The following is a 13,903-nucleotide window of genomic DNA, read 5'->3' on the forward strand; positions in this document are numbered from 1 at the left end:
ATTATTATTTATTGTCTTTATTTGTTTTGTTTCTGCGTTTATAATTAGCATGTACCTAACAATAAGATAACAAAATACAAAGAATATCAAAAGGGTTCAATGAATTAATTTGAGTCTTATGCTATTTTTGAGAAGTCTATGCTTACCAAACTTAGGCATATGCTTCCGAAGCGAGTTTTGCGCGAAGTCATTCAGAGAAGTCTATGCTTACAAAACTTTTAGGAGGTATTATGAAACATTTGCATATGAATCTTGCGAAGTGGGAATTTAGAGGCTGTGGTGATGAGGAGTGGCTTCCGGCGACTGTGCCAGGTACAGTTCATACGGATTTACTAAAGAACGGAAAAATTTCAGACCCCTTTTATGGAACAAATGAACATGATCTACAGTGGATCGATAAGAAGGACTGGGAATATCAAACCTCGCTGCAGTTGGGGGAAGAGTGGCAGGAGCTTGCTTGTACGGAGTTAGTTTTTGAGGGACTGGATACTTATGCAGATGTGTACGTGAATAATGTACATGTGCTCGCTGCTGATAATATGTTTCTGGCATGGAAAGTGGATGTCAAAGGTCAGCTGAAGACTGGAGAAAATAATATACGGGTGAAGTTCCGCTCTGTGGTTAAGGAAGATTTACCGAAATTAGCGAAGCTGGGTTATGCGCTGCCTGCCTCGAATGATCAATCCGAGCTTGGGGGATTAGATGAACAACGGATTAGTATTTTTGCGCGCAAAGCACCTTATCATTACGGCTGGGATTGGGGCCCGCGTTTTTTGACCAGTGGAATTTGGCGTGCAGCATCTCTGGTGGGACGTGACACCGTTCAAATTACTGACCTCTATATCCGTCAAAATGTGATTGCTAAGGAAGAAGCTCGCCTGACCGCAATGGTAGAAGTGGATGCTCCTGCTGCTTGGCGGGGAATGCTGCGAATAAGTGCCGATGGTTTGGAGTGGATGCAAGCGGTTACTTTAGAGGAAGGCAAGCAGCAATTAGAGATGAATATTGTTATACCTGAGCCAAAGCTCTGGTGGTGCAGGGGCCTTGGAGAGCCTCATTTATATACCTTCCAAGCGGAATTGCTGCAGGGAACGGAAGTAGAGGTTAGCAAAAGTGTAAAAACCGGACTCCGCAGTATTGAATTGATTCGGGAGCGTGATGCCAAAGGAGCTTCGTTTTCTTTTGCGCTGAATGGAGTTTCCGTCTTCGCCAAAGGTGCCAATCATATTCCAAATGACAGCTTCACCACAGAAGTAACCGAGGAGCGGTATCGGCATGAAATTGCCACAGCAGTAGAATCGAATATGAACATGCTGCGCGTTTGGGGCGGCGGTATATATGAAGAAGATATTTTTTATCAGCTCTGTGATGAATACGGACTGCTGGTCTGGCAGGACTTTATGTTCGCTTGCAGTATGTATCCCGGGGACGAGGCGTTCCTTGAGAATGTGAAAAAAGAAGCCGAATACAACGTCAAAAGATTGCGCAATCATCCCTGCATCGCCTTATGGTGTGGCAATAACGAGATTGATTCGGCCTGGTCACAGTTCGAGGAAAATATGGGCTGGGGCTGGAAAGAAAAACTCGGCGCTGAGCAAAGAGCGACAATGTGGGCCGATTATATTAAAATCTTCCACCGTATTCTGCCGGAGGCTGTAGCCGCATTCCATCCAGGTGTGGACTATTGGCCGTCTTCGCCGCTGCGGGAGCTGACTGGCGATATAAATCAGCATGCGACGCGGATTGTGGGCGAAGGGGATGTGCATTACTGGGGTGTGTGGCACGGGATCGAGCCATTTGAGAACTATAATACAAAGGTTGGCCGCTTTATGAGTGAATACGGCTTCCAGTCGTTCCCGGAACTGAAAACCGTAATGAGCTATGCAGAAGAGCAGGATATGGAGCTTACCTCAGAGGTGATGCTGGCACATCAGAAGAATGGTCGCGGTAATCTGCTGATTAAAGAATATATGGATATGTATCTGCCGCAGCCGAAGGACTTCAAAGCCTTTTTATATATGAGTCAAATCCTGCAGGCCGAAGCGATCCGAATCGCGATTGAAAGCCACAGAAGAAATAAACCTTATTGTATGGGCACTTTATATTGGCAGATGAATGATTGCTGGCCGGTGGCTTCTTGGGCGGGGATGGATTATAACGGGCGCTGGAAAGCTCTGCAATATACCGTGCGTTCAAGCTTCCAAGATGTTTTGTTGTCTATCGACGGTACAGACCGTGAGAAGGTAGACGTTCATGTCGTATCTGATTTAAGAACAGCAGTGAGCGCTGAGTTGGTGCTTACTTTGTATCAGTTTAACGGTTCGGTGCTGCGAGAGTGGACACATCCCTTTGAGCTGGGAGCTGATTCTGCTGCTATCGTATTCTCTTCTCCTGTGGCAGACCTGCTAGAAGGTCAAGGGGTGGGTGATGTATTGCTTGGAATTTGCTTGCAGGCGGATGGCCGGGTGATAGATCACAAGCTGCATTATTTTATTCCGGAAAAAGAAATTGCGTTACAGCGCTCAGTGATTACCGTGCTGGAAACTCCAGAGAGTGGCGGATTAAGCTTCACCGTGACCAGTGATGTATTAGCTAGAGGCGTATACCTGACTTCAGAAGACGAAGGAATATTCTCTGACAATTATTTTGACCTTCTCCCAGGTCAGACCAAGACGATAGAGTTCTCACAACGCGGGAACGATGGAAGAGACTGGATTCCAGCCGCACCTAAGGGGCTAAAGGTTCAATCGATGGTTGATTTTGTGAGCGAAGATTTGCTGTAAATCCTAAGGAGAGAAGGACTGGCACATGGGGATTTTAGTTCAGGAAGATAAGGGATTATTCCATTTACAGAGTGCAGGGATGAGTTACATTCTTCAGCTTGTAAATGATTATCCGGCACATGCGTATTGGGGCAAGAAGCTGCGTAGTGACAGCAATTTGGAAGGGCTGTTGAATCTGGGAGGAAATACGGGTCTCGACCGGCTCCCGCAGGAATACCCACAATACGGGACGGGAGATTTCAGAACACCTGCTTATCAAGTTCGGCTCGAAGACGGCACTCGTATTACAGAGTTGAAATACAGCGGGTATCGGGTAGTTGAGGGTAAACCTTCACTGCCGGGTCTACCATCCGTATATGTTGAGTCTGCGCAAGAAGCACAGACGTTGGAGCTTACACTTAAAGATGATTACACCAAGCTGAATGTTATTTTGCGCTATACAGTTTTTGAACATACTAACGTAATCACCCGCTCTGTGGAGTTCACCAATGCGGGGAAAACGCAGCTGCAATTGCAGCGTGCACTGAGTGCTAGTGTCGATTTCTCGTCTGGCGATATGGATATGATCTATTTGGCAGGAGCTTGGTCAAGGGAAGGTAATCTGACTCGTAGACGTCTGGTGCAAGGTGGTACGACCATTGGGAGCCGCAGAGGGATGAGCAGCCACCAGTTAAATCCATTTGCTGCGCTGGTGAAACCTGAAACGGATGAAAATCATGGAGAGGCCTACGGCTTCAGTCTTGTATATAGTGGAGGCTTTGAAGCTGAGGCAGAGGTCGATTCCTTCGGGATGACCCGGTTTACGATGGGACTGAACTCTTTTGATTTCTCCTGGCTGCTGGAGCCGGGCGAACAATTCCAGACCCCTGAGGTAGTGATGGTGTATTCTTCCGAGGGGATCGGGGAAATGTCGAGAACCTATCATCGCCTGTACCGGACCCGTTTATGCAGAGGATTATATAGAGATAAGGAACGGCCCATTCTGGTCAACAATTGGGAAGCTACCTATTTCAACTTCGATGCGGATAAATTGGAGTCGATTGCGGCGGAAGGAGCCAAGCTCGGGATAGAGCTATTCGTGCTGGACGATGGCTGGTTTGGCAAAAGAGACGCTGACAACTCCTCTCTCGGAGACTGGGTGGAGGATCTGCGCAAGCTTCCGGGCGGACTGTCTGATGTGGCGCAGCGCGTGAACAATCTAGGCTTGCAGTTCGGCCTTTGGTTCGAGCCGGAGATGATCTCGCCGGACAGCGAGCTCTATCGTAAGCATCCCGACTGGTGTCTGCATGTGCCGGGACGCCGCCGCAGCGAAGCTCGCTGGCAATTGGTGCTGGACTATACTCGGGAGGATGTGCGCCAGTACATTTATGAGTCACTGTCCCGGATTTTCTCGACCGTGCCCATTAGTTATGTGAAATGGGATATGAACCGTTGTTTAACGGAGATTGGCTCTGCAGAGTTACCTTCTGAACGCCAAGGGGAAACCGCACATCGTTATGTGCTTGGTCTGTATGAGCTATTGGAGCAAATAACTTCAGAATTTCCACATATCCTGTTCGAGAGCTGCTGTAGTGGTGGTGGCCGCTTCGACCCAGGCATGCTGCATTACATGCCGCAGACCTGGACCAGTGATGATACCGATGCTGTGGAACGACTGAAGATTCAGTATGGAACAAGTCTGGTGTATCCGGTTAGTTCGATAGGCGCGCATGTGTCTGCCGTGCCGAATCATCAGGTAGGACGGATCACCCCGCTGTCCTTCCGTGGAGATGTAGCTATGTCCGGTAATTTCGGTTATGAGCTGGATCTTACGAAGTTTACAGACGAAGAGAAGGAAATTGTGAAGGAACAGGTTGCGAACTATAAGCAAATCCGCAGTCTTGTGCAGCAAGGGAATCTGTACCGGCTGCATAGCCCGTTTGAGGGCAATGAGACAGCATGGATGTTCGTGTCCGATGATCAGCGTGAGGCATTAGTTTATTACTTCCGGGTAATGGCTGTGCCGCACCCGCCCCGCCGTAGCCTGAAGCTGAATGGTTTGAATCCGGAGCTGGATTATATTCTGGAGGTGAGTGGTGAGGTTTACGGTGGTGATCGGCTAATGCAGGCTGGACTGGCTCTGCCGGATATCCAGCAGGATTTTGTTAGCGGATGTTATAAATTGAAGGTGCAGGATTAGAATTCATTAGATAAACAGAAAGCAAACCCCGAGCAAACACGAGCAATGCTGCGAGCAAGACATAAGCAAGCTACGAGCAAGCCATGAGCAAACACGAGCAAGCCACCAGCAAGCCATGAGCCTAGCTCGTGGCTTGCTTTTTTTGTTGGCAATGACGAATTTGAACCAGCTGAAGCTGCGGATGGCAAGGCAGCCTTGACCGTCTCCGCCTATACACATATATTCCTTATGTTATGACATCCTGTGCAGCTACCTTGCGTAAGACGCTGTAGCTTTTTTACCTGTTCATATTCCGTTCATATTAAGGTCATAGAGAGTACATCTTTATTGGTTAATCTTAGATTAGCAGTTAGTTATGGCAGTCCAATACACAGGTGATGACAGGAGAAGATACGATTGAAAATAAAAGAAGTAATGAAAATGAAGGCGGGCACGAGAACAAGTAAAATACTAAACATACTACTTAAAGTAATAGGAGCAATAATTATCGCAATCCTGCTTTTTCTCGCCATTGTTTATACAGTTAATCTGATCAGCAACAAATCGGAACAGAGTAAAATAGAGCCCTATGGTCAGTTAGTACCTGTTGATGGGAAAAATATGAATGTTTATATTCAAGGAAAAGGTGAAGAAACAGTCGTGCTACTACCGGGTTATGGCACAGCAGCGCCAGCTCTTGATTTTAAATCATTAATAGATGAGCTGTCACCGTTTTACAAAGTCGTCATGATTGAGCCTTTTGGGTATGGATTAAGTGATCTGACCAAAAAGGAGCGCAGCACAGAGAATATTGTAAGTGAAATTCATGAGGCTTTACAGGCTCTTAATATTGACCGTTATATTCTAATGGGCCACTCCATTTCAGGCATTTATGGACTAGATTATGTTAACAAGTATGAAAATGAAGTGAGTGCATTTGTCGGGCTTGATAGTAGTGTTCCATCGATAAGCGAGAGGAAAATCGAAGCTTCGGAATTAAAAACTATAAATCTGCTCAAAAAATCAGGTCTAATCAGATTGCAAATGAAATTCAGTGCTGACCCAATTGCTGAACTACCATTTGATGATAAAACAAAAGAACAAATGAGATTGATCAATCGCAAAAACATATTTAATCCCACCCAATTAAATGAAGCTGGAATGATGTATTCTAATTTTAAATCAGCTGAAAGTTTAACATTTCCTAAAAATCTTCCTCTTATTTTCTTTATACAAGCGAATCAACCAGCAACGGATAGATGGATACCAGAGCATGAAAAGCAAATCAAGGACTCTGTACATGGAAAAATAGTTAAGTTTGAAGAGGGACATTATTTATATCGCACTAAAGCAAAAGAAATCGTAGAAGACTTTCAGGCATTTATGAAAGAAATAAAATAAGTTTGCCGTCGAGCCGAGCGGATTTCAGGATTTCCTCTGATTTTCGTTCGGTTTTTTATTAGTCCGTAAGATATGGGGGAGTGCCACCAGTTAACAATGGTCTAATCTTTAGGGTTTGGTCTGGGTTAAGAATGAGAAGGCGTCGGCTACATTTAATGGAGAGTTCCCTTGGTTGCTGCTAGGTTCCTAGGTACCCTGCTGCGGATCGGACTAAGGAGTCCTTATTTGCTGAAAAAGAGGCAATTGAGGTTACTTTCGGACTCCAGCGACGCTATTGACTAATTATCGCAACCGCATGGGGTGTTTTGGAGTAAATAGCTGCACCTGAGTCCGATAGCTTCCCCAAAAAGCGTTTTTTTCGTAAATAGCGGCTATACGGTCCGTAAGTAAATAGGGATTAGGGGTGGTATGAGAGAGTATGAGAAAGTATGAAAAAGTATGGGGGAGTGCCACAAGTTAACGATGTTCCAATCATTATGGTCTGGTCTGGTCTGGGATAAGAATGAGAAGGCGCCGACTCCATTTGATGGAGAGTTCTCTTGGCTGCTGCTAGGTCTAGGTACCCTGCTTCGGATCGGACTCAGGAGTCCTTATTTGCTGAAAAAGAGGCAATTGAGGCTACTTTCGGACTCCAGCGACGCTATTGACTAATTATCGCAACCGCATGGGGTGTTTTGGAGTAAATAGCTGCACCTGAGTCCGATACCATCTCAAATATGTGCTTTTTTCGCAAATAGTGGCTATACGGTCCGTAAGTAAATAGGTGAGTATGACCAGTAGCGCGTGATCAACTAATCGAATGGGTGAGTACGACCAGTGGCGCGTGACCAACTAATCGAATGGGTGAGTACAACCAGTGCGCGCTGACCAACTAATCGAATAGGTGAGTACGACCAGTGGCACACTGACCAACTAATCAAATGATGCTTCCCAATGATCGCCGGCTGACTCGCTAATTATCCGTAGTTTCCAGTAATCTATGGTGAGCCCCAGCTTCCACAACCTCCATAAATCCCACAATGAGCACCACGGTAGCCTTTTTAAGCTAGAGCATGTCCTATTTCTCTATAATCCACATTGACTTGGGTTTGTCACACCCCTATGATGATTATTAATATAAAATATATGACACGAAGAGGAGCGAAACATCATGGCTTTGGAGATCGAACGCAAGTTTCTGCTGCCGGAATTTCCGGAGCAGCTGATTCAAAAGGGAGAATTGAAGATTGTTACCCGTCATAATATCGATCAGACATATCTGGCGATAGATGGTGGTCAAGAGCTTCGTGTGCGTAAAATTACGGATCTGGACTCAGGTGAGGTAACCTACACGCATACGTTTAAGGATGGCAAAGGGATCAAACGCGAAGAGATCGAATATTTTATCTCAGAGGGTTTATATAATCAGATGATCGAAGCGGTAAATGCGGTAGCTTTGGTCAAAGAGCGAATTACAGCGGTGTGGAATGGCACAACGGTTGAGATCGACGTATATTCCCAGCTGAAATTGTCCGTACTCGAGGTTGAATTTGAATCTCTGGAGGAAGCGGAAAGCTTTAAAGAGCCGGAATGGTTCGGTAAGGATGTTAGTACAGAACGGCAATACAGCAACAAAACAGTCTGGAGAGAGCTGCAAAATAAGACAAAGAATTAACGGACTTTAGCGCGTAAACGTGGTAGTATATAGGGAAAACAAGCAGAAATAGCTTTATCATCCCTAACTAGCTTAAGGATAACGTTTAGGGTGAAACTTATAGTTAATTATAAGAACTTATAAGTGGTGCAACTATAATAGCCTTATATTTCTGCGAGAAACAGTTGTCATCTCTATAGGACGACAACGTTGTTTCTTCTTATCATATATTCTTGTCATATATTAACGAGGGGTTCAGGAGGATGAGCATGAAGTTTATAAGCACAAGAGGTAATGTGGAACCTAAAGGTTTTATTGATACGGTGTTGATGGGACTTGCGGACGACGGTGGGCTGATGGTTCCATCCGAGATTCCAGTGGTTTCAGCAGCAACGTTGGAAGAGTGGAGAAGTCTTAGCTATCAGGAGTTGTTCCTGAAGATTGTTGCCTATTACACCAATGATGAGATTCCTTACGAGGATCTGCAGGAAATGGTCAACACCAGTTATGCCAATTTTCGCACACCTGAAGTAACGCCTATACACCAAGTAAATGATTCTTTATATGTACTTGAATTGTTCCATGGGCCTACTTTTGCTTTCAAGGATGTAGCGCTGCAGTTTATGGGTGAGCTGTATTCATATATTTCCAAAAAACAAAACAAAATCATCCACATCCTCGGTGCAACCTCTGGGGACACTGGAGCGGCGGCTATTCAAGGTGTACGCGGCAAAGAAGGCATCAAGATCTGTATTCTGCATCCACACGGCAAGGTAAGTAAAGTGCAGGAGCTGCAGATGACTACGGTGGAAGACAGCAATGTACTGAATCTGTCTGTTCATGGTAACTTTGATGATTGCCAGAAGGTGATTAAGGATCTGTTCGCAGATCTGGACTTTAAAGGTCGGTATCATCTGCGTGCAATCAATTCCATTAACTTTGTGCGGATTCTGGCGCAGACTGTTTATTATTTCTATGCATATCTGCATGTCGATGGCAGCAACGAGAAAAAGATTAATATCAGCGTGCCTTCCGGTAACTTCGGTAATATTTTCTCGGGCTATTTGGCTAAGCAAATGGGGCTTCCTATTAACAAGCTAATCATTGCTACGAATGAAAATAATATTTTGGAGCGTTTCGTGAATACTGGCGAATACAAACCAGGTAATTTCACAAGCACTTACAGCCCTTCGATGGATATCCAAGTGGCAAGTAATTTCGAACGGTATCTGTATTATCTGGTAGGCGAGGATTCTGAGAAGTTATCCGCGTATATGTCCAAGCTGCAAACCGAAGGCAAGATTACGGTTGAAGGCGAGGCGCTTCAGCAGGTACAGAAGGATTTTGCAGCGCTGGGTGTGAAGAATGATCAATGCTTGAATACGATCGCTAAGTATCAAAAAGAATATGGCTACCTGCTTGATCCACATACAGCATGTGGAATCGCGGCTTACGAAGCCTTTAATGGCCCGGATGAGATTGGCATTACCTTTGCGACTGCACATCCAGCTAAGTTCGATGAGGCAATTACTTTGATCGATATTAAGCAGGAATTCCCGGCACAGATTAAAGCATTGTTCGAGATGCCACAACATCAAACCGTAGTGGATCATGACAAGGATGAAATCGTGCGTCAGCTGCAAGCTTTTTACGGATTGTAATATCATATACAGTTCTACTTCACAGCACAGCCCCCGTTCTTGGGATAAGAACGGGGGCTGTTTGTGCGTTTATAGTAGCTTCTAACATTAACGTTGCGGCGTACGGGTCTGCTCCCTAGCTTTTTCACAAAAAGCAGCGACCTTGTAAGAGACATAGTACGCCAGCATTTTTTCAGAATCGGTAAAGTCGGTGTCCAGCAGTCTGCTAATAAGATCGAGCTTATATCTGAGTGTATTCCGGTGAATGTACAGCTCGTCTGAGGTAATCTGCATGTTCCGGTTATTTTTGAGATAAACGTAAAAGGTATGATACAGATTGGACTGGTGCACAGTATCGTATTCTTGAAGCTTGAGCAGCTCTGGATGGTAGTAGTTATTATCCTCGTTAAACACAACATCAGCAGAGAGCATCTCATAGAGCTGGATATCTGAGTAGTAAGTCAGCTGCTGCTGCGGGCTGAGAATGGAACCGATCCGAATAGCGTTTCGGGAGTGAAGATAGTGTCTCCTACACTGCGTAAGATTAGTGAATATATTGCTGATGCCAAGCGAGATGCCGGTTTGAGTTAGAAATTCCTGCAGTTGCTTATTTACAAGCTCTTTGGAGAGATTTCCGTCATGGATCATTACAATCTGCCCATCATAATAGGTGGAAGGACTGCCCGGAAAAAGCTGTTGCAAACGTTCTCTTAAATAATCATCATAACGGCCTGAACCCTCATACCAGGTAAGATCGAACAGCAGCACAAGCAGCTGATTTCCGAACTTTAATCCTGCACTCCGCATTCTGTCCTGAATGATCCGGTTGTCCTGAAGCTGTTCCTCTAGCAGTGCGCAGATAAAATCTTCAACTTTTATATTTTTGGCGTTGCGATAGTAGCTGTTTTTGCCCATCTCTTCGGCAAGTATGGTAGCGGTGATGGACAGCAGCTCGTTATCTCTGGCGCGAAAAGGATTTTTGCATCCAAGAAGCAATACATTGCCGATTTGTTTGCCGGCTACTTTTATTTTGGAGATCAGTTTGGAGTTTGACGTTTCCTCGCAGGTTACTTCATAAGATTCATCGCTTTGTTTCCCACGCTGGACACTGTTCATTTTACTCACAGCCGCAATGAAGTCGTAAGAGCAATAACCTTTGCGGATATTATCACTCCATATGTAATCGTCGATATCGGATAGGTCAGAGTGAGCTACAATTTTGAAGCTGCAATCAAATACAATGACGGGATTCTGCAGTAGCTCAGCAGCTGTCTGTACGATAGCTGAAAGGCCTGCACCTGAAATGTATGCAGTAAACAAAGATGCGGTATAATGCTCCATTTCGATTTTACCTGATATTTGCTCATTTAAGGAAACATCCATTCATATCGCCCCCTAGTTCAATAATAGTGCAATATGCACTATAAAGAAGTGATTTTTGGTGCTTGTAAATATATTCACAAAGTATTGGACGCCTTAAACTAAAGGTGGAGGTGCTAAGCAGATGAAATATGAAAAACTGTTTGCAGCAGGTAAAATTGGACGCCTTGAACTTAAGAATAGAATTGTATTGCCGGCTATGGGAACGTCACTGGCCGCGGCCAGTGGTGAAGCATCGGACGAAATGATTGCTTTTTATGAGGAACGTGCCGCGGGTGGCTGTGGTCTAATCATTACGGAAATTACGCGTGTGGATAATGAGACCGGAGTAGGTACACCGAACCAGCTGAATGCAAGTGACTTGCTGTTTGTGCCGCGTCTGGAGAAACTGGCAAGAGCTGTTCACCGTCATGACAGCAAAATATTCCTTCAGCTCCAGCATCCGGGCCGGCAAAATCACGGACGGCTTATTGGAGGCAAACAAATTGTTGCTCCTAGCGCAGTGATGTCTTCAGCGATTGGGGAAATGCCCCGGGAGCTGTCTACTGAAGAGGTAGAAGAGTTAGTTCGTAAATTTGTGTTCGGAGCTTATATAGCTAAAACAGCAGGTATTGATGGCGTGGAGATCCATGGTGCCCACGGCTATCTTGTAGGACAGTTTCTGAGCCCGCTTACCAATCTGAGAACTGATAAATATGGCGGTTCACTGGAAGGTAGAATGTCATTCCTGAATGAAATTGTGCTTGGCATCAAAAAGACCTGTGGCGCAGGATTCCCAGTATCGGTGCGAATCGACGGCGATGAATTTGTCTCAGGCGGGATTACACTGGATGAGGCTATCCAGACTGCGAAACATCTGGAAAGCATCGGAGTGGATTGCATAAATGTAAGCTCCGGCACTTATGAATCATCCAATACGATCATTGAGCCGATATCCTACCCGCAAGGCTGGAAAAAACATCTCTCCGCAGCCATTAAGCAAGCGGTGCAAATTCCAGTGATTGCTTGTGATGTGATCCGTAAGCCTGAATTTGCTGAGAGTCTGCTACAGGAAGGAAACACGGACTTTGTAGCCCTTGGAAGAGCCCAACTGGCCGATCCGGAGTGGGGTAACAAAGCGGCAGCAGGCAAAGAAGCAGAGATCAGAACCTGTATCTCTTGCCTGTACTGTATTCAGGAAGTGATGGAGTGCAAGGTAATCAAGTGTGCTGTCAATGCCAGAGTGGGCCGGGAGCTTGAATTTGCAGAACCAGCAAAAGATGGCGATGGCAAAGTAGTAGCTGTGATCGGCGGGGGTCCAGCAGGTATGGAAGCAGCACGGATTTTGGCGCTCAGAGATTTTAAACCTGTATTGTTCGAAGCCAGAGATGTGCTAGGCGGCAGTGTGGAGCTGGGAAGCCGGCCACCATTGAAGGAGAAGCTGAACTGGTTTATTGATAATATGCAGCATCAGTTAGAGGACCTGGATGTTGATGTCCGTCTCTCTACGAAACCTACGCTGGAACAACTGAAGCAACTGAACCCTTATGCGGTATTTGTTGCCGCTGGGGCACAGCCTATAGTGCCTGTTATTCCGGGAGTGAAAAAGGCAACGGTCTGCACGGTTGTTGACGTACTTAGTGGGTCAGTTGTGATTAAGAACAAGCAGGCTGTGGTCATCGGCTCCGGCATGACAGGGCTGGAAACGGCTGAATATTTAGCCGATATGGGAAATCAGGTCACGGTGGTGGAAATGCAGCCGCGGGTTGGCCCAGACGCCTATCTGCCAAATCTGATCGACATTGTGACTAGGCTGAAAAAGAATGGCGTGGAGCTCTTAGCATCAACCAAGCTGGTAGAAGTGCAGGACGGCGCGATCGTGCTCGAGAATACGTCCACTGGGGAAACTTCGCTGAAAAAGACGGATGCTGTTGTATTATCCATTGGTGTTACACCCGATCGCTCATTCGTTGATGAGCTGAAGCAGGTACTGCCCAATGTGAAGGTAATCGGCGATGCAGGCAAGCCAGGACGAATCGGACAGGCCATTCAATCTGGATTCGAAACGGCATTTGTGCTGAACTAAAGGGTTACTAATCTAAGGAGGGTTCATTCATGGTGAGTTTTGTGAAAAGTTTCGCAGATATGCAGAAATACGGAGGCAAGCCAACAACCTTTTATGATGCTGAGATGCTGACGGTGTATTGGGAGACCAAACCAGAGATTATCGAGCGTTTGTTGCCGAAGCCACTGAAGCCAACAAGCCGGCCGCTGGTAAATGCTTTTATCGCCAATTACCCAGCTACGAACTTTTGTCCACCTTATCGTGAAGCTGGATTGTTCGTTCTAGCAGACTATAACGGACAATTAGGCAACTACTGCCTGTCGATGCCTATTACAAGCGATATCGGGATGGCTATGGGCCGGGAAGTATGTGGGCTGCCTAAGAAAATGGCCGATGTGCGTATGAACACCTCAGAAGCTGGCATTGATGGGGCAATCGGCCGGCATGGCATTGACTTTTTCAACGTAAAAGCCACTATGGATGGACACTTCAATGACAATGGAGCCGAGAAGATTCTGGAGGAATATTACGGCAAAGATATCCCTTTGTATAACATCAAATATGCCAATGCAATTGACGGAAACGGCTTCGATCTGATGCCAACCTTGGTCACACAGCGTTTAGTAAGTGAGGTTAAAGTCTATAAAGCGGCAGAAGCCTCTATCACCTTCCAAGACTCCCCGCATGATCCTTGGAGTGAGCTTGAAGTTGTGAATATGCTGGGCGCGGTTTACACCGTCAGTACAAATGTGCTTGAAAAAGGTAAAATTCTGGAGCCTCTGAATCCAATGGAGTATCTTCCATACTGCTATCTCCGCTGGGACTGGTGGGAAAACAATTTGCAACCTGTTTCCTCAGTATAAG

Annotated in this window: 9 protein-coding genes; 8 read left to right on the top strand and 1 reads right to left on the bottom strand. The window is 45.8% G+C overall.

From position 1 onward, the window contains the following. Window positions 1-230 precede the first annotated feature (230 nt). The 6 genes from NSQ66_RS04240 (at window position 231) to thrC (ending at window position 9,636) form a co-directional block, all read left to right on the top strand. The gene (locus NSQ66_RS04240; RefSeq protein ID WP_076100564.1) at window positions 231-2,783 is read left to right on the top strand and encodes a glycoside hydrolase family 2 protein; all 2,553 of its coding nucleotides are present in this window, start codon (window positions 231-233) and stop codon (window positions 2,781-2,783) included. A gap of 25 nt (window positions 2,784-2,808) precedes the next feature. Next, a complete protein-coding gene (locus tag NSQ66_RS04245) occupies window positions 2,809-4,962 on the top strand; it encodes an alpha-galactosidase (RefSeq protein ID WP_036686930.1) in 2,154 nt (717 codons plus the stop codon). 414 nt (window positions 4,963-5,376) lie between these two features. Further along, window positions 5,377-6,342, top strand: a complete 966-nt coding sequence (locus tag NSQ66_RS04250) for an alpha/beta hydrolase (RefSeq protein ID WP_038574125.1) — start codon at window positions 5,377-5,379, stop codon at window positions 6,340-6,342. A 462-nt stretch (window positions 6,343-6,804) separates the two neighbouring features. Next, window positions 6,805-6,993, top strand: a complete 189-nt coding sequence (locus NSQ66_RS04255) for a hypothetical protein (RefSeq protein WP_141118538.1) — start codon at window positions 6,805-6,807, stop codon at window positions 6,991-6,993. Between the two features lie 499 nt (window positions 6,994-7,492). Then, on the top strand, window positions 7,493-7,996 hold the full coding sequence (locus NSQ66_RS04260) for a CYTH domain-containing protein (protein ID WP_036680734.1): 504 nt from the start codon (window positions 7,493-7,495) through the stop codon (window positions 7,994-7,996). A gap of 248 nt (window positions 7,997-8,244) precedes the next feature. Beyond that, window positions 8,245-9,636, top strand: coding sequence for a threonine synthase (gene thrC / locus NSQ66_RS04265; protein WP_076214919.1), 1,392 nt, complete (start codon window positions 8,245-8,247; stop codon window positions 9,634-9,636). An 87-nt stretch (window positions 9,637-9,723) separates the two neighbouring features. Here thrC and NSQ66_RS04270 read toward each other — a convergent pair whose 3' ends face one another. Next, window positions 9,724-10,998: a helix-turn-helix domain-containing protein gene (locus NSQ66_RS04270; protein ID WP_036680738.1), complete on the bottom strand. Its 1,275-nt coding sequence runs from the start codon at window positions 10,996-10,998 to the stop codon at window positions 9,724-9,726. Between the two features lie 121 nt (window positions 10,999-11,119). Here NSQ66_RS04270 and NSQ66_RS04275 point away from each other — a divergent pair, with 121 nt between their 5' ends. Beyond that, window positions 11,120-13,060, top strand: a complete 1,941-nt coding sequence (locus NSQ66_RS04275; RefSeq protein ID WP_339279575.1) for an NAD(P)/FAD-dependent oxidoreductase — start codon at window positions 11,120-11,122, stop codon at window positions 13,058-13,060. Between the two features lie 29 nt (window positions 13,061-13,089). Beyond that, window positions 13,090-13,902, top strand: coding sequence for an acetoacetate decarboxylase family protein (locus NSQ66_RS04280; protein WP_052096788.1), 813 nt, complete (start codon window positions 13,090-13,092; stop codon window positions 13,900-13,902). The last annotated feature ends 1 nt before the right edge of the window (window position 13,903 follow it).

Origin of the sequence: Paenibacillus sp. FSL H3-0329 (assembly GCF_037963285.1) — a bacterium.
Lineage (GTDB): Bacteria > Bacillota > Bacilli > Paenibacillales > Paenibacillaceae > Paenibacillus_AQ > Paenibacillus_AQ odorifer.

What these genes read in the sequence shown, in the direction of transcription:
- NSQ66_RS04240 (WP_076100564.1), top strand. Translation starts at nt 231, where the DNA reads ATGAAACATTTGCATATGAATCTTGCGAAGTGGGAATTTAGAGGCTGT.
- NSQ66_RS04245 (WP_036686930.1), top strand. Translation starts at nt 2,809, where the DNA reads ATGGGGATTTTAGTTCAGGAAGATAAGGGATTATTCCATTTACAGAGT.
- NSQ66_RS04250 (WP_038574125.1), top strand. Translation starts at nt 5,377, where the DNA reads ATGAAAATGAAGGCGGGCACGAGAACAAGTAAAATACTAAACATACTA.
- NSQ66_RS04255 (WP_141118538.1), top strand. Translation starts at nt 6,805, where the DNA reads ATGTTCCAATCATTATGGTCTGGTCTGGTCTGGGATAAGAATGAGAAG.
- NSQ66_RS04260 (WP_036680734.1), top strand. Translation starts at nt 7,493, where the DNA reads ATGGCTTTGGAGATCGAACGCAAGTTTCTGCTGCCGGAATTTCCGGAG.
- thrC (WP_076214919.1), top strand. Translation starts at nt 8,245, where the DNA reads ATGAAGTTTATAAGCACAAGAGGTAATGTGGAACCTAAAGGTTTTATT.
- NSQ66_RS04270 (WP_036680738.1), bottom strand. Translation starts at nt 10,998, where the DNA reads ATGGATGTTTCCTTAAATGAGCAAATATCAGGTAAAATCGAAATGGAG.
- NSQ66_RS04275 (WP_339279575.1), top strand. Translation starts at nt 11,120, where the DNA reads ATGAAATATGAAAAACTGTTTGCAGCAGGTAAAATTGGACGCCTTGAA.
- NSQ66_RS04280 (WP_052096788.1), top strand. Translation starts at nt 13,090, where the DNA reads ATGGTGAGTTTTGTGAAAAGTTTCGCAGATATGCAGAAATACGGAGGC.